The sequence below is a fragment of the Novosphingobium sp. G106 genome (assembly GCF_019075875.1).
Classification (GTDB): Bacteria; Pseudomonadota; Alphaproteobacteria; order Sphingomonadales; family Sphingomonadaceae; genus Novosphingobium.
The window spans coordinates 2,698,612-2,723,570 of sequence record NZ_JAHOOZ010000001.1 but is presented as its reverse complement, the minus strand read 5'-3'; the positions used below and the strand labels follow the sequence as shown (position 1 = coordinate 2,723,570).

Sequence of the window (24,959 nt, the reverse complement as noted above, 5' to 3'; positions counted from 1 at the left end):
GGCTGGGGCGGCAGGATTCGAACCTGCGAATGCCGGTACCAAAAACCGTTCCCGGTCCAATCCGGCCAGCTTTTGAGTCACTGAAACCCGCAGAAATCTGAGGGTTTTTATTGTTTAGCCGAGGCGGACAGGAGGTCAATGAAAAATCCTGGCATGAATCCTGGCACCAGTTCGGGTGTGCTTCTCGTTCCGCCGGGCAGCAGACCACTCATAACTTCCTCTTGTGATTGTCGTCATTCTCGATGAGGTCGGCTACGTGCCGTTCAGCTCATCGGGTGGCGTAACGATAAGCTTGCCTCCGGCAATGGGGGCTTTGTGGTAACTCAGGCGGAAGTCCTGCCGCGTGCGGATACGGGTCGCGAGGAATAGCTTACGGTGATGCGGGTGGCTTGGTGCCCCAGGTATGCTTGCCAGCTTGATTGTTGGCCTGTGCTTGCCGCTGGGAGGTCGAGGTTGGGGATTTCGAGCTTTTCCGCAACCCCTGACTTTTGGGCGAGGCGAACGATCTCGCGCTCCCACAGGAGGAACCAGGCGGCTTTCTCTTCCTCGAGGCCGTAAACGTCGTAGATGCGTTCCAAGCCAGTCTTCTGATGGTTCATCATCGCTTCTGCAGTGTCGAAATCGACTTTGAGCCGTTTCGTATTGCTCCGGGCAGTGCGCCGCAAATCGTGCGGTGTGAATCTGGCAATAGGCCGCCCAGCGAGTGCTTCCATTCTCGCATGCACTCGGTTTCGAGCTACGTACCAGCCCGTTTTGCGTGGTCCATTCACTTTCTCGGCCGGGAAAACCCAGTCTCCTGTGGATGCCATCAGGCTCTGTCCCCAAGGGCCTAAAGCGATGACATGAGCTTTTGAATTCTTCGAGCGATCCGACGGAATGGTCCATGTACCGTCCGAAATCTCGTCCGTTCGCGCACGGACCACCTCATTGAAGCGAGTTGCGGTCAGAAGCCATGCCAGCATTCCTCTACGAAAGTCTCGCGGTTCTTCGGCTACGGCCACGAGGAACCACTCAAGTTCGTCGAGACCGAGAATTCTGTCACGGGACGTCTCGGGAAAGCGAAGGTCACCGAGGCGCGCTGCAGGATCGCGTTGCAGACCAACCTCAAGGCCGCGAAGCCCCGATGCCCATCCGAAAAAGACTTTGAGTTCGGCCGCCAAGCGGTTCGCCCTGATCTTGGCGGTCTTTCCCTTGGTCTCGACGAGGCGGATCAGATCGTTTTCCGTGATATCGAAGACTGAGCATTTGCCGAGCATTGGCGCGATATCGCGCGTGTAGATCTCCAGCTTGTCCCCGATCGTCCGGGGCTTGTTGGGTCTTTTGGCACGGGATGCCCGGCCTTCTCGCGCAGCGGCCAGATAGAGACCATGCGCGATTTCAACGGTCATGTCTTGCTGGCGGATCAGCTCACGTTGCTCTTCTCGGGGATCGAGTCCGCCTTCAGTCTGCGCGTTGAGCTCGCGCGCCCACTCCCGCGCATCTGCAATGCTGTTTGTAGGGAAGGTTCCCAGCCGCATCGTGATGATGGCTTTGTTCCCCGCAGAGCGACGACGGTATTTCCAGACCTTTTTCCCGCCTTTGGTCGCCTCCAGAAAAAGACCGGGCGTATGGGTATCATGAAGCCGCCCCGAGAGTAGTTGGCCGATTGCGGAAAGGGTAATGGAACTGGACTGAGACACTAGAAAGACCGATAAGTGATTAGCGCTGCGCCATAATCTGATAATGGGAATCGGCGCAAGAGATGTCCAACTGAGTCCAACTGGCGAGTTCGCTTCAGCGGATTGGATCACTCCCAGGCACAGAGCATGCGGAGAAAAGAGGGGATATTCTCCGCAAATATGCGGCCAATAGGGCTTTTGTTTGCGGCGAATGCACGGTATAAACTCTGCATAATGTGCGGTGAATATGACCTATATCCATGAACGCGAAAATTGGCCGGTCTTCAGGTGGCAGGATGATCAGCTTGCAACCCTGCTCGCCGAGGTCCGTCATCGGCAGGGTCGTCTGCTGGGGCGGATGGAAGCGCTCGGTTTTGCGCTGCGCACGGAAGCCTCGCTCCACAGCCTGACCGAGGAAGTCGTGAAATCCTCCGAAATCGAGGGGGAAATTCTCGACAAAGATCAGGTGCGATCTTCGATCGCGCGTCGGCTTGGTCTCGACATTGCTGGCCTGGTTCCCGCTGATCGAGACGTAGAGGGCGTGGTGGACATGATGCTCGATGCCGCCCAGAACTACGAAGATCCGCTAAACGCCGACCGTTTATTCGGCTGGCATGCTGCCTTGTTTCCTGCTGGTAGGAGCGGCCTCACCAAGATCAGAGCAGGCACTTGGCGGGACGACAGCCAGGGGCCGATGCAGGTTGTGTCCGGGCCCTTCGGCCGTGAGAAGGTTCACTACCAGGCACCTCCGGCAAAGCAGATCTATCGGGAAATGAAGGCTTTTCTCAAATGGTTCGAGGCCGAGCGCAGGATCGATCCGGTTCTCAAGGCGGGTGTCGCACACCTATGGTTCGTTACCATCCATCCGTTCGAAGATGGGAACGGGCGGATCGCGCGTGCCATTGCCGATCTCGCCTTGGCCCGTTCCGAAGGCACCTCGCAACGCTTCTACAGCATGTCTGCGCAGATCCGCGTCGAACGAACTGCCTATTACGAAATGCTCGAGAAAACCCAGAAAGGGGATCTCGACATCACCGAATGGTTGCGCTGGTTCCTGGAATGCCTGGACCGCGCCTTCACCAGGGCCGAGGAACTGCTCGGCTCCGTCATGAAGAAAGCGCTCTTCTGGGAACGCGTTGCTGATACCTCTATCAATGAACGTCAGCGCAAGGTGCTCAACCGGATGCTCAATGGCATTGAAGGCAAGCTCACCAGTTCGAAATACGCCAAGTTCGCGAAGACGTCACAGGATACCGCGGGACGCGACATCATCGATCTGGTGAAGAAAGGTCTCCTTACGCGCGACGAAGCGGGAGGGCGCAGCACGAGCTATTCCTTGGTGTAGGAGCGAACGGAAGATTGCCCGCTCCCTCATGGGGCTCTCGGCCGGACACGCCGACAAACCGACTTTGGAGCGCACTTGATTGCATCTCATTAGCGGTCGTCGGTTCAAGTGGACAGGCGCACCATTCTTGCCGCTATAGATTTGCGCATGACGAACTCTGGAACGATCCGCGTCGCTGCAGCCCTTATTGATGATGGGAAAGGTCGCATGCTTCTCGTTCGGAAAACCGGCACCCGCTGGTTCATGGTACCCATCCGGCGGGCCCCGCCTTGCCGATGAGGTGAGCGACCGGTCTTAAGTGCGCTCCTAAGAGTGCGCTTAGGAGCGGTCGATGGGTCAGATCACGGTGTTTTCCGGGCCGGAGCGGCGCCGCCGTTGGAGCGACGAGGAACGGCTGGAGATCCTGAGCGAGGCCTTCGCGCCCGGGGCCTGCGTCGCCGAGGTCGCACGGCGACGTGATGTGTCGACCGCGCTGGTCTACACGTGGAGGCGTAAGCTGCGCGATGCTCACTCCGAGCCCGAGCTGGACGATCTGGCGGCTCCCGGTTTCGCCGCGGCCGTGATGATCGAGGATGCGGAGGGCCCGCACGCGGGTGTGCAACCGGCGATCGTCATCGACCTGGCGCGCGGCAAGCGGATCAGCATCTTTGCTTCGGCTTCGCCGGCGCTGGTGGCCTCAGCGTTGAAGGCGCTGCGATGATCCCTTCGGGTGCGCGGGTGTGGATTGCGATGGGGCACACGGATATGCGCAAGGGGATGCAGGGACTGGCCTTGCTGGTCCAACAGGGCCTCAAGCGCGATCCCCATGGCGGCGATCTGTTCGTGTTCCGCGGGCGCGCCGGATCTCTGGTGAAGCTGATCTGGCACGATGGGATCGGCATGTCGCTCTACGCCAAGCGGCTCGAGAAGGGACGCTTCGTCTGGCCTTCGGCGAAGGACGGGATGGTGTCGCTGACAGCCTCGCAACTCGCCTGCCTGCTCGACGGGATCGACTGGCGGAACCCGCAGTATTCCTGGCGTCCGCAGAGCGCCGGATAACGCGTTCGCTTTCTTCGTCGCCCGCGCATTTTGGGCTTCATTCGGACCCCATTCTGTGATTCCATCGCGGTCATGGAAGCCGCCGTTTCGCCCCTTCCTGACGATATCGAAGCGCTCAAGGCGCTGCTGGCGAGTGCGACCCAGCGGGCCAATGAGGCCGAGGCCAAGCTCGCCAATGCCCATGCCCGCGAGAGCGCCACCGAGGCCGTGATCGCGCACCTCAAGCTGCAAATCGCCAAGCTCAGGCGCGAGCAGTACGGCGCCAGCGCCGAGCGCACCCGCCGCCTGCTCGACCAGATGGAACTGCAGCTCGAAGATCTCGAGGCCGACGCCGCCGAGGACGATCTGGCTGCCGAGGTCGCGGCCGAGAAGACCGCGACCGTCACCGCCTTCGAACGCAAGCGGCCGGCCAGGGAAGCCGTTTCCCCAGCACCTGCCGCGCGAGCGGGTCATCGTGCCGGCGCCGTGCTCTTGCCCGGCCTGCGGCGGCAGCAGGCTGTCCAAGCTTGGCGAGGACGTCACCGAGACGCTCGAGGTGATCCCGCGCGCCTGGAAGGTCGTCCAGACCGTGCGCGAGAAATTCTCCTGTCGCGACTGCGAGACGATCACACAGCCGCCGGCGCCCTTCCACGTCGTGCCGCGTGGCTGGGCTGGCCCCAGCTTCCTCGCCATGCTGCTGTTCGAGAAGTACGGCCAGCACCAGCCCCTCAACCGCCAGGCTGAGCGCTTCGCCCGCGAGGGGGTGCCGCTCAGCACCTCGACGCTTGCCGACCAAGTCGGTGCCGCCGCCTTTGCGCTAATGCCGCTCTATCGCCTCATCGAGGCGCAGGTCCTCGCCGCCGAGCGATTGCATGGCGACGATACGACCGTGCCCGTCATGGCCAAGGTGAAGACCGATACTGCCAGACTGTGGGTCTACGTGCGCGATGATCGGCCGTTCGCCGGCGCCGATCCGCCCGCGGCACTGTTCCACTACTCGCGCGATCGGCGCGGCGAACATCCAAGGGCGCATCTCGCGTCGTGGTCAGGGATCCTGCAGGCCGATGCTTATGGCGGCTACGGAGAGCTCTACGCTCCCGGACGCATGCCAGCGCCCGTGCTCGAGGCTAGCTGCTTCGCCCACGCGCGGCGCAAGTTCTTCGAACTGGCCGACGTTGCCAGTGCGGCCCGCAAGAAGAGCCGCGGCGAGCAAGCCGGCATCATCTATCCGATCGCGCTCGAGGCTGTGCAGCGGATCGATGCCCTGTTCGATGTCGAGCGCGGCATTAACGGCAAAGACGCGGCCGAGCGGCTCGCTGTACGCCAGGAACTGAGCGCGCCCTTCATGGCTGAGCTCCATGCTTGGCTCACCACACAGCTCACCAGGCTGTCGCGCAACCACGATCTCGCCAAGGCCATCAACTACATGCTCCGGCGCTGGGACGCCTTCACCCGCTTCCTTGACGACGGCCGGGTCTGCCTGACCAACAACGCTGCGGAACGCGCTCTGCGCTGCGTGCCGCTCGGAAGGAAGGCCTGGCTGTTTTGCGGATCCGATCGTGGCGGCCAGCGCGCCGCGGTGCTCTACACGATGATCCAGACCGCTCGCCTGAACGATGTCGATCCGCAGGCTTGGCTCGCAGACGTGCTCGCCCGCATCGCTGGGCATCCCGCCCGGCAGCTCGACCAACTGCTGCCCTGGAACTGGAACGCTGTAGCCGCTCAGGCCTGACGATCCCGCCTGGCAAAGAGGCGATAATATGCCTCTTCGCAGCGTCGCCGCCCCTCCTGCGTCAACACGACGGACTTCGCCTGACCAACCGGATCGAAAATCAGCTCCTTCGCGTGCAGGCGAGCCATCGCATCCCAGTCGAACGACTTCCACGCACGCCAAAGCGGCTCTGAGGTCCGATCTTTGTGCAGTGTCAGAAACAGCAGCGCCAACACCGCCTCGTCAATCAGCTCGGTGTCCATCTCAGGCTCGGCCATCCGTCAGCTCCCTTCGCAGGAACTGATATAGCACCGCTCATCCTATCCTGCGGCCTTCGCCGGATGGCTACGGTTCATGCAGGCCGGCGGCAAAATCGAAGGTGAGGAAAGCCCTGCGGCCGCACTGCGCCGGGAGCTACGCGAAGAAATCGGCCTATCGCTGGATGAAGACGTTGCGCGGCATCTCGGTTGTTTCACCGCACCTGCCGCCAACGAAACGGGCTACACTGTGGAAGCTGAAATTTTTCACGTGCGCGTCTCGCACGATCCTGTCCCGAGAGCAGAAATTGAAGAAGCGGTTTGGGTTGATCTTGAGACTGCGGAAGCAATGCCTCTCGCCCCGTTGACGCGCTACCAGGTACTGCCGCTTTCTCGCACCCTATAGATTAGCGCGCGTGAGACGACTGACCGACCTTCCCGGTCGACACGGCGAACCGGACGCTATGGGCTGCTGTCAACGCCCGCCGACATTACGGACGTTGGGCAGGCAAAGGCTGTTCCCTGAAAGCGGCCACTCGTTCACCTGAAAATGCAAGGAAGGGCGGGTCGCCGAGCCAGAAGCCTGTCCTGACTTCGCCGAAACCAACACTGGTTGGCAGATTAGCGGTAGGCGTCGATGGCTCGCGGCATGATGCAGAACATGACGAAGAATTAACACTGCCACGAACGCGGCTGGGGTAAGCTTGTCGAAAGACAAATGCGGCCGATGGATGCGGCAACAGCTTCCACGGCATACCGAGGGAGAACGAGGATGCCTAAGTCGCACCTGCGCATTGCTACGGCACTTTCGACCGGCGCGCTCCTGAGCTTTGCTACTCCGGTGTTCGCCCAGAGCGACACCGCGGCGCAGGCTAATGCAAGCGAGAGCGGCAATGACATCATCGTGACCGCAAGGCGTTCTGAGGAACGTTTGCAGGATGTTCCGATCTCGATCACTGTGCTGAATCCCGAACAGCTCAGCCAGCACAACATCGTCAGCACGGCCGATCTCGGTTCTTTCGTGCCGTCCCTGACCATCAACTCACAGTTCGGCCCCGAGAAGGCCAGCTTCGTTATTCGCGGTTTTACCCAAGCCTACCATACCGCGCCTACGGTCGGGGTATATTTCGCCGATGTCGCCGCGCCGCGCGCGCTTGGCCCCACGACGTCCGGCAACGGCGCCGGCGTAGGTTCAATGTTCGACCTTCAGAACGTTCAGGTACTCAAAGGCCCGCAAGGCACGCTGTTTGGCCGTAATACGACCGGCGGCGCGATCTTGCTGGTGCCGCAAAAGCCGACCGACAAGCTCGAAGGGTACGTCGAAGGGACAATCGGCAATTACAATGCGCATCGCGTTCAGGCCGTGCTCAATGTGCCGCTAAGCGATACGTTCAAGGTCCGAGGCGGCATCGACTATAACAAGGCGGACGGCTACCTCAAGAATCACAGCGGAATAGGACCATCTGATTTCGCGAACACGAATTACTTCGCCGCGCGACTGAGCATCGTCGGCAATCTTACGCCCAACCTAGAGAACTACACCGTGGCCAGCTACAGCCGCTCGAACACGCATGGCGCCATTCAAAAACTTGCCACCTGTACGGATCAAAACGGCAACACAGCTACTACAGGGCTCGCACCAGTTTTCGCTCCCGCGGCATGCGCGCAGATTGCGCGGCAGAACGCCCGTGGGGATGGTATCTGGGATGTCGAGAACAATGATCCCAATCCTCTTGAGCTCATCAAGCAATGGTCGGTCATCAATACCACCACCTGGAGCGCAAGCGACAATCTCACGATCAAGAACATCGCCTCGTATCAAGAGTACTATGAGTCCGCAAGCTTCAGTCTGTGGGGCGATAACTACCGCGTCTATCCCGGCTTCCCCTTGGCTGGAGCGCAAAATCCGCCGGTCGGAGGAGGGCTGAGGACGATCCAGCTCCAGCAGGGATACTATTCCTGGACCACGGCAGAGAACTCCTTCTCCGAAGAACTTCAGTTCCAAGGTCATAGCAGTGACAATCGCTTCACCTGGCAGGCGGGCGGCTATATCGAGCTCGCGCATCCGCTCGGCTGGAACTCGCAGCTCGTCGATATTTTCAACAACTGTTCGGACATAAAGGCCAATATCTGCCAGCCGCTGACTTTGCCGTTCCAGGTTGCGCCGGGCGTATTTTTCCCCGTGGCAGTGGGCTCTACCTCGGAGGCCAACACCAAGGACACGTTCAACGACAAGGCGCTTTATGCCCAGGCCACCTACAAGCTCACCGATCAGCTCAGCCTGACGGGCGGTGTTCGCTACACTTGGGATAAGATGACTGACCTTGCCCAGGCGCTGAATATCACGCAGCAGGGAGCATATTGTCAGAATGTCCTCTTGTTCAACAAAGCGCCAGCCGGTGTTACGGTGAATTCCTCAAACGTGAATCAGTACGCGCTGTTCACGAACAATCCCAACGACTGCAACGTCACGCGGCAAATCAGCTCGAAACGGCCCACCTGGCTGATCGATCTCGACTACAAGCCGACCGATGACATCTTGCTCTATCTGAAGTGGGCGCGGGGCTACCGCGCAGGTTCGGTGACCTCGAACAGCGTCGGTTTCGAAACAGTGGGGCCGGAGAAGCTGGACCTGTACGAGGTCGGTGCAAAGACGAGTTTTCGTGGCACAGTCTCCGGTTATTTCAATATCGCTGGTTTCTATAACGACTTCCACAACCAGCAGATCACCATAAATCCAACCGTCTCGGCGGCGTATCAGGGTGTCATTCCGAGCAACTCGCCAAACATCAATGCGGGTCATTCTAGAATTTGGGGTGTCGAGGTCGACTCGTCATTCAAGCTGCTTGAAGGTCTGCAGCTCGACGTGGGCTACACTTATCTCAACACCAAGGTGCTCCAGATCACCGTGCCGCCTGCGCCGATCTTCTACGACAACGTAAACCCGACCGCCAACGTTGGCGATCCATTGCCGCTGTCGCCCAAGAATACCGTCGTGGTCACCGGCTCTTACATTTTGCCGCTGAGCGAGAGCGTCGGTCGGCTATCCTTGAGCGCGACTTTCACCCACGCCGATGCAAATCGCGCAGAATCGCCGAATTCCTCGCCGCTCTATCTCGTCTCTGCCCAGAACCAACTCAATCTCAACGTTGATTGGCACCAAGTGCTGGGTAATCCCTTTGACCTTGCTTTCTACATGACCAATGTCACCAATCAAGGACGTATCCTCTTCCCCGGTTCGGGCTTCCAGACGATCGGTGCGGATGGCGGGCACGTGAACCAACCGCGCATGTTTGGCTTCAGACTGAAGTACCGCTTTGGCGATTGATCGAACTTTGCTGAGTATACTGCAGAAGATAGTGACCATTGAGGGAAGAGCCGTTTCCGCAGACGCCGACATTCTGGCCGTTGGGTGCAACAGCGAACGCGCCGGAAAGCGGACGGCCATTCAGGTGACAAGGGTGGGCGCCAGCGGATGACATAAATCCCGTTGCGTGATCCTCGACTAATCTCTTGGAAACCCGTGTCTCCTAAGCCGGCGTCGTGCTTCGCCGACATTCGCGAGCAAATAGAGGATGGCAATGCGGTTTTTGGCGCCTTGGGCGAACCCCGTTGGACTGATCGCGAGCTGCTATTTGCTTCAGGGCTTTCGCCCTGCTGCCGTGGCGCTCGGGGCGCTTTTGGGCGCCGTGTCAGTTTTGCCGCGTTCAACAGATCGGCGCCCAAACTACATCGCCCCGTCGATAAGGCCGCGACCGACGACAGCAAGCAATCAGCGGCTGATAGCGGCTGGGTTCGCAGGCGTGATCGTCTTCAGCGGCACACTGCTTCTTTGGTTCAGCCCATTGCTGCATGCGGGCGCGGGCTACTTCCAAGCTACTGGTTGGTACTCTATCGGCGCTGCCGTCGCCTACGCGGGAATTGCGTTTGCGAGGGCAGAAGAGACCGCAGACGACCACAACAGGTGGCTTGCAGCAATGTCCCCGTGGCAAGGCTGATCGAGAGAGCGCCCTGATCCGATAACGTCTGCCCGCGCCGCCTTTTCTGTCATTGAGGCCCTCCCGCATATGCCCTATCAGCGGACGATCGTTCAGGGCCGACTGCGCGAGAGAAGTTGATGAAGTTCATACCGATATGGGCGCAGCGCTACATGAAGTTCGTTGGGCTCCCAGCGTTCGTGATTAGCATCGCCTCTTTTACAGAGAGTTCCTGTCTATAGCAGCTGAAGGGAATCCTGCCGATCTAGGCCCATTGGGAAAGATGTTAGATCGCCGAGCTGCGCTCCTCACGCTCGTCATCGGCGCGGCAGCATTTCCGGGCTCAGCCCGTTCGTCCACCTGGCGAGGCGGTGTCGTGAGCCTGACCTACGATGACGGTCTCGACAGCCATCTCGATCTCGCAATACCGGCTTTGGAATCGCGGGGGCTTCGCGGCACGTTCTATCTCACGCTGGAGAACGTCCGCGAACGTGTTGCAGAATGGCAGCGTGCCGCGGCGAGGGGACATGAGCTTGCCAATCACACCGTGACACACCCCTGCGATATCGATGGCAACGATTGGCGCAGCTATGCGCGCAGTCAGATTGATCCGATGAACCGGGCAATAGATATCTGGGAAGGGATAAGCGCTTCGCACGATTTCGCGTACCCATGTGACGTTACCGACCTCGGCCCCGGTTCAGCAAATCGGCAATTGCGCCGCTTTGAAGCGGTTCTGCGCTCACAGCATATTGTTTCGGCGCGCACGAGTGAAGGCCCCCCGAATCCGCCAGAATGGGTGAAACGGTACCCTTTCCGCTTGCAGGCACTGGCGGCTGGCTTCGACGCTGCGACACTGCAACAGCTCACCAGCTACATAGACAGGGCACGAGCGAGCAACAGATGGGCTATTCTTGTCTTTCACGATATCGTGCCAGCCCATCCCGCGGTCGACGAGCTGTTGGCGAGCGTCCATGACGGGGTCCTCGACGCAATTGTGGCAATGAAGATCCGGTGCTGCCCCGTCGGCGAAGTCATGAAGGACTTTGGCTCTTGACCTGGACTTTCATTACCCTGGACGACCTTAGACAATCTCGACGAAATGCGGGCGGTACACTGTGGATCCGAACGCTTATTCCCGATTGTACTGTGGAGTCAGGGCCCGTTGGTTCCGGCACTACATTGGAGCTGCGCCGGGGGCGCTTGTCTATCGACGCCTTGGGATTTCTCTCGGCGTCGAGCTCCTGCTTTCCGCATTGCTGCTGGCTCGGTACCTCATCGACACGGAGGGATTCCTTTCACCGGCTTCGGCCAATTATCTCTCGCTTGCCGTCAATTTTTGCGCCGAATTGCGCCGAGGCATGATCATATTGGCTCATTTCAAGAAAATAGAACCCGGGCGGGTCCATACGCCCGGGTTCCGTTTGCGCCGTCAGTGGGCGGCGTCTTTGGCCTTGTCGCCTACGGCTTCTGCAGCCTTGCCGGCTTCAGCCGCCTTGTCGCCTGCGGCAGCCTTTGCGGCACGCGAAGGGGCTATGGCTGTAATCGGCGCCTTTAATCGGAACGGGCAAGCCCTATAGCTCGATCATCGAGGCAGTCGCCGCCAACACACCCGTCGTTCAATGTGGAGATTCCACCGACTCGAACCGGCCGTTCAAACATAGCTGACCGACGCCCGGTTCAGTGCGACTTCTCTCAGAAAGTCGCGACGGCATGGGCCTGCGGTTTCGCCATGATGCGCGACCCATTTCCGCAGGGTCGCCAAATCTGCAGTGTCCGCTCTTCTTTCCAGAAAACCATGGGCGGTAGCGTCCTCGCGCAATAATCTGCTTTGTGTGCGGCGAGCCACTTGGCGGGAGTCGAGCTCTCGAAGGCCTTCCACATTGGCCCAACGAACCAAGCGTTTTCGCGCTCCTCCGACGTGAGCCGTGACCAGACTATGTCGGGTCCCGCCGGGCTGGCGGGGTTCAACCAGGCGACCACCGGGGCGCGCGCGTCAAGAACTGCGCTTACGCCCGGCCCTGTTCCTGAAAGGTCGATCAGAAGAGCCCCTCGCGCGAGTCCCCGCGCCGAGTTGACGAAACGGGCCGTCTCTTCGTCCACCAGGAGAGAACCGTGAACGAGTGGCGGATAAATTGACGTTTGCTGCTCAAAGATCGAGACCGGCAGGCTGTAGGGATTAGAGGCAGCGAGCACCATGACGGCAGGCGGACCGAGAGCGCACAGCGCCTGCGCAATTCTTCTCCGCCAGGACGCTGGATCGGCCGAGGCAAGAGTGAAAATCGCAAGCAAGGGGAAGGCCATGCTGAAATTGAATTGCGACCATTGATTGTTGAACGTCCCGAGTGCGACCGCACCAGGGGCTGCGAGCAATAGCCCGATTGTCGGCAGCCTGGCGCCATCCCGATGCTGAACCACGCCGGCGTATCCCGCCGCCAACAGCACCAGCGCGAGGCCGATGAAGTCGGGAGTGTCGCCATCCGTTACGTCCGTGGCAGCATCCCAAGCGTAAGACAGGCTCAGCGCGACAGCCGCATAGCCCGGCCATGCGAACCAGCGGGTTCGCCTGAGTACGAAACTCATTGCGGCCGCGAGGGCAGCCCCGCTCAAGGCGAGCGGGACCTCGCCCCAATCCCGCAGTATCTTAGCGGGCAAGCCGAAAGGCGTGTTGGGCAGAGCCAGGATATCCTGACTTGCGGCCATCCGCCGGACGAGGCCGGGCAATTCCGCTGGAGCGAGGAATAGGCAAATCAGAGAGGCTCCGAGCAAAGGGGCAGCAACCAGCGGGAGAGCGGCCGGTTGGCGCCTCGAGGAGAATGCGCCCAAGAGCATCACCGCTACACCAATTGCAAATAGCGGCGGCTTGGAAAACGCCGCCAGACACAGCCCCACGGCTGCAGCGACTGCCCCAATATGGCGCCGTGCCTGCCGATCTGCGAAGGCGTTCAAAATACCCGCGAGGATTAGCAGCGCGCCGACGTTTGCCGCCGAATTGTAGCTCGGCGTAATGATCCACGGGAAGAAGATCGTCAGCGCGGCCGCGGCTCCGTAGAGCGCGAAAACCGGCGGCGCCTTTCCTGCAGGAGAAAGCGACCAGCCAAGAACGACGCCCGCCGCCGCGGCGATCGAGAAGCCCGCAAGGCGATAGGTCTGGAGATCGCCCCCCACCAGATTGAACAGCGGGTGAAGCAGATAGCCGAAGGGTTGGTAGATCAGCCAGTAGGCATTGGGATCATGCGTCCAGACCAAATAGAAGATCTCGTCAGTCAGGTCCAAACCCCGGCCCGAACCATAGACGAGCAGGCCTGCGCAAATCAAAAGCGACAGGACCACGGCCGCGAGCAGAACGGCAGGCAATCCCTTGGCGCTAGCGATCGCTTCCCCCTTCACAATGGGCGAGGGCACTGCGCCTATGCCGCCGTCGCGATACTCCTTGTGCGTCTAGCCGAACAAATCAAGAAAGAATGAGGGCTTGATGGCGAAAATGCCAAAATTGCGTTGCGGGGCCCGAGCTTGGTTCGCCGAATTTGCAGACTTTCCCGCATCAACTGGATTGCCTGAAGCCCAACACTCGTTGCCATGGCGGATATCCCGGGTGTGCTGCCGCCACGATCTGGTCAATGGCTTGGGGGGCCTGGATCATGGCGACAGCACGGACGCATAGAGCGTTGTTGGTCTTAACTTTGAGTAATTTCCGACGGAATAACTTTCGTTTCCACTGCCACCCTCACGTCAGGCAAACCTCAATGGTGCAACCTGCTTGCGACGACGCAGCATCATGCCGATCATGCCGATGCCACCGATCATCATCATCCAGGTCGAGGGCTCAGGCACGGAAATGCTCTGTGCCACGAAGCCCGGCAGGTCGGCATTGGTGAACCCGAAGACAAAGAACTTGTTGCTGCCCGCGGTGCTGGGCAGGAAATCGTTGTCGTTGGCGACGTACAGAGTGTGCGTTGTTACGCCATTGACCAGGACGTCTTGGCCAAAGGTGATGCCTTCGATCTTGGCCGGGATCTGCGTTGCGGCAATTCCGTAGTTCGTGAGCGCCGTTACGAGATCGAGAACAGCCGGTGCGCCCTTAGTGACCACAGCAGCTGCAGCAGCTGCGCCAGCAAGGTTAGTGATGTCCGTCGCGCCCGAAATGTCGATGGAGAAAAGCTGCTTCACCTTGGCAGTGCTGCCGTCGCCCAGACCCTTACCATCGCGCTCGTCGACCAAGAATTGGTGGCCGTTGATTGCAACGATGTCGCTCACGCCCGAACCCTTGGTGAGCATATAGCCATATTCGTGCGTCTCGCCGGTGGCGATGTCGATCGTCACAATGCGCAACATGTTGGCGGTTGCCGAGTTGGCCGCGTCCTGGATCAGCGGAGCCTGCATGATGCCGACCAGCGTCTTACCGTCCGGCGTGATCGCCAAGCCTTCCATTCCCTTATTGGCGACCCGGCCGCTAGTGTTGCCTGCGATTTCGGTGTCACCCACGGGCGAGAGGTTCGCCACATCGAGATTGGAGGGTAGAGTGAAGGTCTTGACCAGTGCGCCAGTCTGGCGATCGAACTGGCGAACGTAAGGGCCATATTCGTCTGAGATGAAGACGCTCTTGCCATCGTTCGACACGCGGATCGATTCAGGATCGAAGCGGGCGTCGAGCGGATTACCCGAATTGCCGGGGCCAAAATTGTCAGATCGCCCCGAGAAATAGAAATGTGAGGCATCGTTGACCACCGGTGCGCCGGATCCGAGTGGCGTCACGCCGTCGATCTGGGTACCGAGGCCGGCGCCGGTACCGTAGGTCAGGGCGTTGGAGCTGTACAGAAGCGTTGTGCTGGCAAGCGTCGGAGTCAGCGTGAATGGTAACGAAGAGCCTGGCGCCGCTGCTACCAGTTGCATGTTCACCGTGTTGAAACGGCTGATGTACGACGCCGTGTTGTCGACTGCGGTATTGTAGGTCAGCGCGTTCGGCCCGCGATCCGGAACGGCCAGGAAGGTGTTGCCCCCGGCATAAGTAAGGCCTGATCCCATACCGCCAAGCACGTTGGCAGGAACTCCGTTTTCCAGTATGTAGTTGAGGCCCGAAAGATCGGAGGTTCCGCCGAGATCGCCAATCGCGAGCAGCGTAATCGCGGCCTGTGTGGAAGTGGCCGTTGTCAGAGTTGCTAACGCAGCAAAGCCGACAATCAATCCGCGAACGCGATCCATCGTTAATCTCCGATTCACATTGGTTAACGTGACCGGTAAGCTTGCTTGATGACAGTTTCGGGACTCGTGATTACGCTCTTATGACGCTTTGGCGTACTTTCGCCGTTTGCTGGCGGAGCTGCGAACATTAAATTTTCCCAAGTGTTTAAGCGCCTTACCTCCTTCTAACGCCAGATCGGAGCGACTGCCGCCGTTCCGCCGTGTGAGCTTGCTCATTATGTGGGCGCGGTGGACTTCACGAGCGGTACCCGATCTCGAATTTGGATGTATTTACAACCTCAGATTAGGCGGATCGGTCCACGCGAAAGGCGCTCAAATGACCAAATTCGAGCGCCTCATGGAGTGTCACGGGCTTAGCCTCGAAACTGAGCCTGTCCCCCGAGCCGCGTCAAAACCTGATCGATGAGCTGGTCTTTGCCTTTTGCCTGGCGAACATCGACCGACACCATCACGTGCCGTTTGCGGAAGGTCTGCTGAAAGGAGTCGCGGCCACGGCCCTCGACATCGGGATCGCTGAGCATCCGTGCCATTGCGCCGCCGGTGGCCCCGATAGCGGCGCTCATACCTGCAAGGCCATTCAATGCTGAAGCCGCAAGCGCGCCGGCCGCAGCCGCTGGACCCAAACCGCTCAGAAGAACGACAGCGCCGCTAGCAGCGATGACCCCCGCAATGCCCCCGCCAGCGACCGCCGCGGCAACACTCCGCTTGCTGTGACCGGGCAACGCATCCTGCGGCTCGACGTTCGCATACTGCCAAGACAGATAGATAGCCTCCTGAGGGATACCACTTGCCTTCAGTGCCGCCACCGCAGCGCGCGCGCTTTCCAGGCTTTCGAACATCGCCGCCGTCAAGAAACGTAACGGAACATCCATACTGGCTCGCGCTTGCCTGAATGCGAACGAGAAGCGATCTCGATCAAACTCATTTCGAAAATGAAATCGCATCCCCGAGGTGTTGCGCAAACGGTGGATGCTTTCAGACACATCAGCTTCGCCGAGCGTGCGAAGCAACAGCTGCACACTAGTTTTGCGCATCTTCTGGTTGGTTGCCCGATTGATCCAGTCGATGGAGACCGGCTGCGGTTCATCGGGTATGAGCTGATCCAGAATCCGCAGATCTTCGGTTTTTACGACGAATGAAGCCAGCTCTCCCAACTCAATGGTCATTCGTTGCAAGTCCCTTTCGCACTTCAGGGAAAAGACGCCATGCGCCGAACAAAGACGCAGTTCGGCTTCTTGCTAAATAACGAAAAAATAAAGATAAGATACATTGGGAGTTCTCAACCTGCGCTTCTTTTTGGCATTCTCGCCAACCGCTCGAGCCCTATTTCAAGCTTTATGAACATATCGGCGGTGGGGGAACGCACATCATGACCCCGTGGCGGATCCCCTGAAGGTCTGGCGATGCTTGCTTGCTTCTCGTATCGCGATGCTGTTTTCGTCCCCCCTCCGGTCGATCATGTGGGTCTGGGAAATCGGGCCATTCGAAACTACCGCAATTGGCGGCAATCCCGCGCGCTTGGGGACTATAATGGAGATCGAGGCTTGAACACGGGGCTGTCAGGTTCCTGCGATACCGGCGTGGTTCAATCCACAAGGGGACGGTCGGTTGCGCACCCGCGCTGGACCATCGCAGCGACTATGTTAGCCTCGAGCCTGGCTTTCATCGACGGCTCGGTAACGAACGTCGCATTGCCTGCAATCGGCAAGAATCTGGGCGGCACCGCGGGCGATCTATCCTGGGCGATCAACGCCTACTTGCTGCCTCTATCGGCGTTGCTGCTGATCGGCGGCGCGCTCGGAGATCATTATGGCCGTCGGCGGATGTTGGTTATCGGCGTCGCTCTGTTCACCGCGGCCTCGATCGGCTGCGCACTCTCGCCGTCGCTTGCCGCTTTTCTAGCGTTTCGAGCGTTGCAAGGGATCGGCGCCGCACTGCTGATGCCCAACAGTCTCGGCATCTTGGGAAGCGCCTTCGAGGGAGAAGCGCGGGGACGAGCAGTCGGGACTTGGGCTGCTGCCGGTGCTATCGCGAGTGCAATCGGGCCGCCGCTCGGAGGCTGGCTGATCGACGTGGTCGGCTGGCGCAGTATCTTCTACCTCAACGTGCCGGTTGCAGTCAGCGCGATTGTCATTTTCATGCGCTTCGTGGCGGAAACCGATCGAGGGCAAGACGTACTCGACTGGCGCGGCGCGGTGCTTGCGACTGGAGGACTGGGTGCCCTTACCTGGACGCTCACCGCATGGTCGACGCGTCACGACGTGACGGCGGCGATGGCAGCGGGCGCCACCGCAGGCATCGCCTTCATGGTCCTCTTCGTGCTCAACGAACGGCGTCTGCAAGACAAAGCGATGATGCCGCTCGTTCTGTTCGGTTCGAAAGCTTTTGTCGGCCTGACAGTTCTGACATTCCTGCTCTACGGCGCTCTCGGCGGGCTACTGATGCTCCTGCCCTACTTGCTGATCGTCGGGAGCGGCTACAGCCCGACGCAGGCGGGACTGGCGCTACTACCGTTTTCGATCGTAGTCGGCTTGGCTTCGCGGCTGGCCGGCCGGACGACCGAGGCGATCGGCCCGCGCTGGCCGCTTACGATCGGTCCGATCGTCACTGGCGTCGGCTTCGCGCTGCTTGTGCAGGCTGATCCGCAAGCAAGCTACTGGACGAGCGTTCTACCCGGCATGGCCATCATCGCCTTTGGCATGGCAGGAGCGGTGGCGCCGCTCACCACTGCGGTGCTGGCCTCGGTCGATGAGCGGCACACGGGCACGGCGTCCGGTTTCAATAGCGCCATCTCGCGAACTGGCGGCTTGATCGCAACATCGCTGGCAGGTGCCGTCATCTCTCGGACGGGAGACGACCTGATCGGCGCTTTTCAGACCGGCGCCGTTATTTCGGCAGCTTGCGCTGCGGCCGCTGGGATAACGGCCTGGTTTACGCTTGGCGGCACGGAAAAATCCGCCTGATGTCGCCGACTTTGCAGTCATTCCGAACCAATTCACGTGTCCCTGTTACCGGCATTCGTTCACCGGGATCATATCGGCGGAAATAGCTGGGAAATCGGACCTGTGCCGCACTAACAATCGTCGCCGACAAATATGCTACGAGCCACTTTGCTCGAGAATTCCATCGAGCCTTCTCCACTAGATCATTTGAAAGGGCTAATTTCAGATTGTTCGGGCGTTGACCGAGCTTCTCTTGCCCGACCGCGAGGCATAGCCTCAGGACGCCTTGCAATGGGCTCGCTTCGGCTATAGTAGATGCATTCGAATGCAAAAGAGGGTGTTTGCTTTTTGATGGGCATCCTCAAGCTGGAACCAGGTGCGTAGCCGAGCGAGGAGGATTTATGAGCGAGGATGATAGCAAGGCGCCGAAGGACCCGGCAACGGGAACCAAGCTCGCTGCCCGCGTGTCGGAAGATCCGCGCGCGGTACTACAGGTCGAGCGCCGCGATTTTCAGGAGCTCGTTCCCGAAAACCGTCCTCGCGTCCAGTCCATGCGCGGTTTCGACGATTGCTACACCGATATCGTCGATTACATCGTTCGCTGCACCCACAAGATCTGGGACGAGCGAGACGTTGGCCTGATCTACACCCACTACACGCATAATTGCGTCGCCTACACGACGCTGGGCACGATGTATGATCGCGAAACCCACATTCGCGATACGATCCAGCGATTATCGGAATTCCCCGATCGACGCGGTCGCGCCATTCAGGTGATCTGGAACGGCAACGATGTCGACGGCTTCTACACCAGCCACATGACCAACGGCTCCGGTCGCCACACCGAATACGGTATGTACGGCAAGCCGACCGGCCGCAGCTTCATAACGCGAACCGTTGCCGACTGCATGATCCTGGAGAACAAGATCTACAAGGAGTGGATTGTCCGCGACAACATGGGGCCTCTGATCCAGCTCGGGATCGACCCGCATGGCTATGCCGCCGACATCGCGCGCAAGAAGTTCGAGACCGGCGAGAAGGTCGTCGATTTGGCCGAAAACCGTCGCCTGCTCGGCCAGTACCCGCCTGAGACCGAAGCCGACGTGTCGATCGCGCACAACGACGGTGAAGCCCAGTTCCTGCGCGATCTCCATCACATCTTCAACAAGCGCATGTTCGGCCGGATCCACGAAATCTACGCGCCGACCGTGCAGTGGCACGGGCCGCTGATGCGCGAACTCTACGGTATTGCCGCGGTGCTGCACCAGACAATCAAGCTCGTCGCGCTGATCCCCGACTGTGCTTACGTTCCGCAGCACATTTCCTCGGTCGAAAGCGAGGAGGGCGGCGTCAAATATGCCGTGCGCTGGACGATGGACGGGCACCACATGGGCTACGGCTCGCTCGGTGCGCCGACCGGGCATCACCTGTTCGTCATGGGCGTCACCCATTATCATGTGATCGATGGCAAGATCGTCGACGAATGGATCGTCTACGACGAACTGTCGATGCTCGTACAGATCAAGCTTGCAGACATGCAGAAGGCCGCCGACGCGGCCGAGTGAGCGGTTTTTGCGTGCCTCGAAGGTGGCAGCCAATGCCACACCTTCCAGGCACCAAGCTGCCGCATCCCCGATTTCGCCGGCCTCTTGCAAGCGCCTTGCCTTCCGTGCCGACATGATCTAGCAGTTTTGCATTCGAATGCATCGGAGAGTCCCATGGCCATCTATCTGAAGCGCGGCGCAACCGCAGAAGCCAAGGCTGAGAACAATCGCCAGGTCCGCGACACCGTCGAAGGCATCCTCGCCGATATCGAAAAGCGCGGCGACGACGCGGTGCGCGAGCTGTCGATCAAGTTCGACAAGTGGGACCGCGCTTCCTACCGGCTTACTCCGGCGGAGATCCAGGCCTGCATCGACACGCTCTCGCCGCAGGACATCAAGGATATAGAGTTCGCCCAGGCGCAGGTCCGCAATTTCGCGCAGATCCAGCGCGCCAGCATCACCGATGTCGAGGTCGAGACCTTGCCGGGCGTGATCCTCGGCCACAAGAACCTGCCGCTTAATGCCGCGGGTTGCTACGTTCCGGGCGGCAAGTATCCGCTGCTGGCCTCCGCGCACATGTCGGTGATCACCGCCAAGGTCGCCGGCGTGCCGCGCGTCGTGACCTGCGCCCCGCCGTTCGGTGGCAAGCCGGCTCCCGCGATCGTCGCGGCGCAGGCGATGGCCGGCGCCGACGAGATCTATTGCCTGGGCGGCATCCAGGCGGTTGCCGCGATGGGCCTCGGCACCCAGTCGATCGCCCCGGTCGACATCCTCGTCGGACCGGGCAACGCCTTTGTCGCCGAAGCCAAGCGCCAGCTGTTCGGCCGTGTCGGCATCGACCTGTTTGCCGGCCCGACCGAAACCCTGGTGATCGCCGACGAGATCGGCTGCGATGGCGAACTGGCTGCGACCGACCTGCTCGGCCAGGCCGAACATGGCCCCGACAGCCCGGCGATCCTGCTGACCACGTCCGAAAAGCTGGCGCACGAGACGATCGCCTGGATCGAGAAGCTGCTCTACGTGTTGCCCACCGCCGACATCGCCCGCAAGGCCTGGGAGGCCTATGGCGAAGTCATCGTCGCCGAGGACGATGCCGAGATGGTGCGCATCGCCGACGAGATCTCCAGCGAGCACGTCCAGGTCATGACCGCCGATCCCGACTATTTCCTCAAGAACATGACCAACTACGGCGCGCTGTTCCTCGGCGCACGGACCAACGTGTCGTTCGGCGACAAAGTGATTGGCACCAACCACACGCTACCTACCAAGAAGGCCGCGCGCTATACGGGCGGGCTCTGGGTCGGCAAGTTCATCAAGACCTGCACTTACCAGAAGGTCCTGACCGACGACGCCTCAGCGCTGATCGGCGAATATTGCAGCCGCCTCTGTGGGCTCGAGGGCTTCGCTGGCCATGGCGAGCAGGCGAACATCCGCGTGCGCCGCTATGGCCACCGCGAGGTGCCCTATGCGGGCACGGCAACGCCGTCCGACCTGACCGCCGTCGACGCCTGACATGTCCGCCGTCCCGTTGCCGCGAACGCCCAGCTTTCGCCTCGACGGGCGGCGGGCTCTCGTGACCGGTGCCGGACGCGGGATTGGCGGGGCGATGGCCGCGGCCTTGGCGGAGGCTGGCGCTGCGGTTACTCTGGCAGCGCGCTCCAGTGACGAGATCGCGTCGGTAGCCGAAGCGATACGGCGGGCCGGGGGGCAGGCCGAAGCTGCTGCGCTCGATGTCTCCGACCTCGCGGCTGTTTCGCGCTTCTTCACTGACCGGCCGGCTTTCCACGTCCTGATCAACAACGCGGGAACCAATCGTCCGAAGCCGATGACGGAGGTGAGCGAGGCCGACTACGATGCGGTTCTCGGGCTCAATGTCAAAAGCGCCTTCTTCGTCGCCCAGGCCTGCGTCCAGAAAATGCTCGTCGAAAAGGTGAGTGGTGGCAGCCTGATCCACATCGGCAGCCAGATGGGGCATGTGGGTGGACCCAACCGGTCGCTCTATTGCGCCTCGAAATGGGCGCTCGAAGGCATGAGCAAAAGCTTTGCCTTGGATCTCGCGCCGCATGGCATCCGGTCGAACACGATCGCGCCGACATTCATCGAAACGCCGATGACGAAGCCGTTTTTCGAAGATACGGCGTTCAAGCAAAGCGTGCTCGACAAGATCAAGCTCGGGCGCATCGGCCAGGTCGAGGATCTGATGGGGGCGGCGGTGTTCCTTGCCTCAGACGCATCGAGCCTGATGACCGGCACCTCGCTGGTGGTCGACGGAGGATGGACGGCGGAATGAGCGGCAACCTGAAACAGCGGCTGGCTGAGGGTGAAACCATCGTCGGCACTTTCGTGAAGACGCCTTCGCCGATCGTCGTCGAAGTGCTGGGGCTTAGCGAACTCGATTGCCTGTGTCTGGATGCCGAACATGCGCCCTTTGATCGGACCGCGATCGACGCCTGCATCATGGCCGCGCGCGCCGCAGGCATGGACGTGCTGGTGCGCGTCCCTTCGGCCGCGCCCGAGCATATCCTCAACGCGCTCGATTGCGGTGCAACCGGGGTGGTCATCCCGCATGTCCGCTCGGCCGACGAAGCGCGCGCAGCGGTTCGGCTCAGCCACTACGGCGCCGGCGGACGCGGCTATGCCGGGTCGTCGCGGGCGGCTTCCTACACGACCAAGCCCATGGTCGAACATATGTCCGCCAGTGCGGCGCGCACCATGGTCGTGCTCCAGATCGAGGATCCCGAAGCCATCGACGCGATCGACGAGATCGCCGGCGTGGACGGCGTCGATGCGCTGTTTGTGGGCCGGGTCGATCTCACCGTCGCTTACGGCGTCACCAATCAGGACGATCCGCAAGTGGTCGCGGCGGTCGAGAAGGTTTGCGCCGCCGGTATGCGCCATGGCCGGCGTACCGGCATGTTCGTAGCGCGGATCGCAGACGTGCCGACCTGGGCCGAGAAGGGCGCTAGCCTGTTCCTGCTCGGCTCAGATCACGGCTTCATGCTGGCAGGCGCCGCCGCGCTGGTCGCGCAGGTCAAGGGATGACCGTTCGCGCCGGGCGGCTGGGCTTGCTCGGCGGCCTTGCCCCGTTGATCGCGGCCATGGTCTCGGTCTGCGTTGGCAATTCCTTCGCCAAAGGCCTGTTTCCGTTGGCCGGAGCTTCTGGCGCCAATGCGCTCCGGCTCGGGCTTTCGGCGCTGCTGCTGATCGCGGTATTCCGACCCTGGCGCTGGCGGATCGGCCGCGCCGGCTGGGCCGTCGTCGTGCCCTATGGCGCGACGATCGCCTGCATGAACCTGTGTTTCTACATGGCTTTGCGGACGCTGCCGCTGGGCATTGCCATAGCGATCGAGTTCCTCGGGCCGTTGGGCGTGGCGATCTACTATTCAGTTCGCAAGGCGGACTACCTGTGGATTGGCTGCGCCGCGCTTGGGGTGGGTAGCCTACTTTACCCGGGTCGAGCCATGCGGCGATCGATCCCGTCGGGCTGGCGTTCGTCCTGGCCGCGGCGCTGGCCTGGGCACTCTACATCGTCACCGGCAAGCGCGCGAGCGAGGTGCTGCCCGAAAGCCAGGTGGTCTGCCTCGGCATTTGCGTCGCAGCGCTGATCGCGGTTCCCGTGGGCTTCGTGACGGCCGGTACTCGCCTGGCTGAGCCGGCGACCCTTGCCACCGGCGCTGTGGTTGCCGTTCTGGCGAGCGCCATCCCGTTTTCGCTCGAGATGATTGCGCTAAAACGGCTCCCGCGCCATGTCTTCGGCGTGGTCGTCAGCCTGGAGCCGGCAATCGGGGCCTTTGCCGCGCTGGCGATCCTGGGAGAGCGGCTGGCGTTGATCCAGTGCCTCGCGATCGGTGCGCTGATCGCGGCCTCGGCGGGGATATCGCTCAACCATTCGGTAGAAAGCTCGGTCCCGCCGCAGGTCTGAGCAGATCAGCGCGTATTCAGGCGGCGGCCGGGCAGCAGCGGGTTCGCGTGCGTTTCGGGCAAGGCCAGCCAGATGAGGCCGGCGATGACGAAGGTTACACTCGCCACTCCCATAGTCGCACCAAGGCCGAAGCTCGTGGCGAGCGACCCGGTGACCAGCGGCGCGAAGAAGCTGACGATGCGGCCCCAGTTGAAGATCGAGGCGGCGGTCGACTTGAGGTGCGGCGGGTAGAGTTCGGTCAGCCAGGGTCCCCAGACCACGCTCGAGGACAGCATGAAACCATAGAGTGCGCCGACCGATCCCAGCACGACGACATTGGCGCCGAGATTGAGGTAGACGACGATGGCGATCGCCGCACCGAGGAAGCCCAGCGCGTTGAACCGGCGGCCGAACTTGTCGCCGGCCCAACCCCAGAAGAAGCCGCCGAGAATGTTCGCGGCGAACTGCCAGGCTACGAGATCGCCCAGGATCGTCGGGCTCAGATGGCGGACATCGCGCAGGTAGGTCGTCAGCCAGCCGCTGAAGGCCTGATAGCCGAAGAAGTTGAGGCCCATCAGCGCGGCCAGCGCCAGAGTCTGCAGGCGCACGCCGCGGGCGAAGAGGTCGAGCACGGGCGCTCGCGGCTTGCTGCCCGAGGCGGGGCCGCGCGCGTCGGCAGTCTTCGGGATCAGCACGAAGGCGAAGCCCGCCAGCAGCACGGGCGGAATTCCGCCGATCCAGAGCAGCCATTTCCAGTCCCCGCCCACGGCGCCGCTGGCCACGCCCAGAAGCGTCACCGCGCAGCCGAAGATGGCATTGATCAGGCTCGCCAGCCGTCCGGCGACATTGCTGGCAAACAGGCCGACATAGATGCCGACGACGATCGGGAAGATGCCGCCCATGAACAGGCCGAGCACGAAGCGATCGGCGAGATAGGCGACGTAGCTGGTGACGAGCGTGCCCGCGGCGAGCGTCAGGCCATAGCCGATCATGACCACAGCGAGCATCTTGCGGCGGCCGAAGCGGTCGGCGAGCTGGCCCATGACCACGGCGCCGATCAACGCGCCGGCGCCCTGCGCCGAATAGCCCGAACCGGCCTCGGTCAAGGTCAGGCCCAGGCTCTCGCGAATATAGGGCCGCAGCACGTCGACCGAATTCCACGCCCAGCTGTAGAAGAATTCCGCGACCATCAGAAAGGCGAAGGCCACTATTCCCCGGGAGAGAGGGGGATAGTGGCCTTCCTGCGACGCCGGCTCGGTAGGGGGGAGGGCGGCGTCGTCAAAGAGCAGCGCGCCGCCGTCGGTGCCGACGGCCAGCGCTTGATCGATCGTATCGGTCGGATCAGGTATCGGGGGCTGGGCAGGCTTCATATTCGGTCCTTTCCCAGCCCCTGCATTCGATCCGC

19 protein-coding genes and 1 pseudogene are annotated in these 24,959 nt (G+C 61.1%); 14 read left to right on the top strand and 6 right to left on the bottom strand.

All coding sequences use genetic code 11. The features are described from left to right. Window positions 1-323: 323 nt before the first annotated feature. Window positions 324-1,679, bottom strand: coding sequence for a site-specific integrase (locus KRR38_RS13035; protein WP_217402115.1), 1,356 nt, complete (start codon window positions 1,677-1,679; stop codon window positions 324-326). A 226-nt stretch (window positions 1,680-1,905) separates the two neighbouring features. Between KRR38_RS13035 and KRR38_RS13030 the strand changes: the two genes are divergently transcribed. The 4 genes from KRR38_RS13030 (at window position 1,906) to KRR38_RS13015 (ending at window position 5,752) form a co-directional block, all read left to right on the top strand. Next, on the top strand, window positions 1,906-3,003 hold the full coding sequence (locus KRR38_RS13030; protein ID WP_217402112.1) for a Fic family protein: 1,098 nt from the start codon (window positions 1,906-1,908) through the stop codon (window positions 3,001-3,003). Window positions 3,004-3,334: 331 nt separating this feature from the next. Continuing rightward, window positions 3,335-3,703, top strand: coding sequence for a transposase (locus KRR38_RS13025; protein WP_217402007.1), 369 nt, complete (start codon window positions 3,335-3,337; stop codon window positions 3,701-3,703). After that, entirely contained in the window at window positions 3,700-4,041 is a 342-nt protein-coding gene (tnpB, locus tag KRR38_RS13020) for an IS66 family insertion sequence element accessory protein TnpB (RefSeq protein WP_036524680.1), read from the top strand. The genes KRR38_RS13025 and tnpB overlap by 4 nt, the downstream gene beginning before the upstream one ends. Window positions 4,042-4,113: 72 nt before the next feature. Then, a protein-coding gene (locus KRR38_RS13015; protein WP_375293419.1) for an IS66 family transposase occupies window positions 4,114-5,752 on the top strand; the annotation gives its coding sequence in 2 pieces (ribosomal slippage) (window positions 4,114-4,458 and window positions 4,460-5,752; 1,638 coding nt in all). Here the strand turns inward: KRR38_RS13015 and KRR38_RS13010 are convergent. Further along, window positions 5,743-6,009 (bottom strand): DUF6429 family protein, encoded by a 267-nt coding sequence (locus tag KRR38_RS13010; RefSeq protein WP_217402000.1) that lies wholly within the window; start codon window positions 6,007-6,009, stop codon window positions 5,743-5,745. The two genes, KRR38_RS13015 and KRR38_RS13010, sit on opposite strands and share 10 nt — an antisense overlap. Before the next feature lie 67 nt (window positions 6,010-6,076). On the opposite strand from KRR38_RS13010, the pseudogene KRR38_RS13005 reads away from it, so the two are divergent. From KRR38_RS13005 to KRR38_RS12995, 3 genes and pseudogenes are all read left to right on the top strand, one after another. Continuing rightward, window positions 6,077-6,394: pseudogene (locus KRR38_RS13005) on the top strand (NUDIX domain-containing protein); the annotation flags it as partial. 366 nt (window positions 6,395-6,760) lie between these two features. Continuing rightward, window positions 6,761-9,316 carry a TonB-dependent receptor gene (locus tag KRR38_RS13000; RefSeq protein WP_217402106.1) on the top strand — a complete coding sequence of 852 codons (2,556 nt, stop codon included), beginning with the start codon at window positions 6,761-6,763 and terminating at the stop codon, window positions 9,314-9,316. A 1,025-nt stretch (window positions 9,317-10,341) separates the two neighbouring features. Continuing rightward, a complete protein-coding gene (locus tag KRR38_RS12995) occupies window positions 10,342-11,022 on the top strand; it encodes a polysaccharide deacetylase family protein (RefSeq protein WP_217402104.1) in 681 nt (226 codons plus the stop codon). A gap of 638 nt (window positions 11,023-11,660) precedes the next feature. On the opposite strand, the gene KRR38_RS12990 is transcribed toward KRR38_RS12995, so the two are convergent. The 3 genes from KRR38_RS12990 to KRR38_RS12980 all read right to left on the bottom strand — a co-directional run bounded on the left by KRR38_RS12990 (window position 11,661) and on the right by KRR38_RS12980 (window position 16,333). Then, complete coding sequence (locus tag KRR38_RS12990; RefSeq protein ID WP_217402102.1) at window positions 11,661-13,298, bottom strand: hypothetical protein; 1,638 nt, start codon at window positions 13,296-13,298, stop codon at window positions 11,661-11,663. Between the two features lie 399 nt (window positions 13,299-13,697). Then, window positions 13,698-15,167 carry an esterase-like activity of phytase family protein gene (locus tag KRR38_RS12985; protein ID WP_254514781.1) on the bottom strand — a complete coding sequence of 490 codons (1,470 nt, stop codon included), beginning with the start codon at window positions 15,165-15,167 and terminating at the stop codon, window positions 13,698-13,700. Between the two features lie 353 nt (window positions 15,168-15,520). Further along, window positions 15,521-16,333 (bottom strand): hypothetical protein, encoded by an 813-nt coding sequence (locus KRR38_RS12980; protein WP_217402100.1) that lies wholly within the window; start codon window positions 16,331-16,333, stop codon window positions 15,521-15,523. A gap of 474 nt (window positions 16,334-16,807) precedes the next feature. Here KRR38_RS12980 and KRR38_RS12975 point away from each other — a divergent pair, with 474 nt between their 5' ends. From KRR38_RS12975 to KRR38_RS36070, 7 genes are all read left to right on the top strand, one after another. Beyond that, entirely contained in the window at window positions 16,808-18,130 is a 1,323-nt protein-coding gene (locus KRR38_RS12975) for an MFS transporter (RefSeq protein ID WP_217402098.1), read from the top strand. A 380-nt stretch (window positions 18,131-18,510) separates the two neighbouring features. Further along, a complete protein-coding gene (locus tag KRR38_RS12970) occupies window positions 18,511-19,674 on the top strand; it encodes an ester cyclase (protein ID WP_217402096.1) in 1,164 nt (387 codons plus the stop codon). Between the two features lie 153 nt (window positions 19,675-19,827). Continuing rightward, on the top strand, window positions 19,828-21,165 hold the full coding sequence (gene hisD, locus KRR38_RS12965) for a histidinol dehydrogenase (protein WP_217402094.1): 1,338 nt from the start codon (window positions 19,828-19,830) through the stop codon (window positions 21,163-21,165). A 1-nt stretch (window position 21,166) separates the two neighbouring features. Continuing rightward, entirely contained in the window at window positions 21,167-21,943 is a 777-nt protein-coding gene (locus tag KRR38_RS12960; protein ID WP_217402092.1) for an SDR family NAD(P)-dependent oxidoreductase, read from the top strand. After that, window positions 21,940-22,695 carry an HpcH/HpaI aldolase/citrate lyase family protein gene (locus KRR38_RS12955; protein ID WP_217402090.1) on the top strand — a complete coding sequence of 252 codons (756 nt, stop codon included), beginning with the start codon at window positions 21,940-21,942 and terminating at the stop codon, window positions 22,693-22,695. Before KRR38_RS12960 ends, KRR38_RS12955 begins: the two co-directional genes overlap by 4 nt. After that, window positions 22,692-23,258 carry a DMT family transporter gene (locus KRR38_RS36075; RefSeq protein ID WP_254514780.1) on the top strand — a complete coding sequence of 189 codons (567 nt, stop codon included), beginning with the start codon at window positions 22,692-22,694 and terminating at the stop codon, window positions 23,256-23,258. The genes KRR38_RS12955 and KRR38_RS36075 overlap by 4 nt, the downstream gene beginning before the upstream one ends. Beyond that, window positions 23,150-23,575, top strand: coding sequence for an EamA family transporter (locus KRR38_RS36070; RefSeq protein WP_309141188.1), 426 nt, complete (start codon window positions 23,150-23,152; stop codon window positions 23,573-23,575). The genes KRR38_RS36075 and KRR38_RS36070 overlap by 109 nt, the downstream gene beginning before the upstream one ends. Window positions 23,576-23,580: 5 nt before the next feature. On the opposite strand, the gene KRR38_RS12945 is transcribed toward KRR38_RS36070, so the two are convergent. Further along, window positions 23,581-24,924, bottom strand: a complete 1,344-nt coding sequence (locus KRR38_RS12945; RefSeq protein ID WP_217402088.1) for an MFS transporter — start codon at window positions 24,922-24,924, stop codon at window positions 23,581-23,583. Window positions 24,925-24,959: the final 35 nt, after the last annotated feature.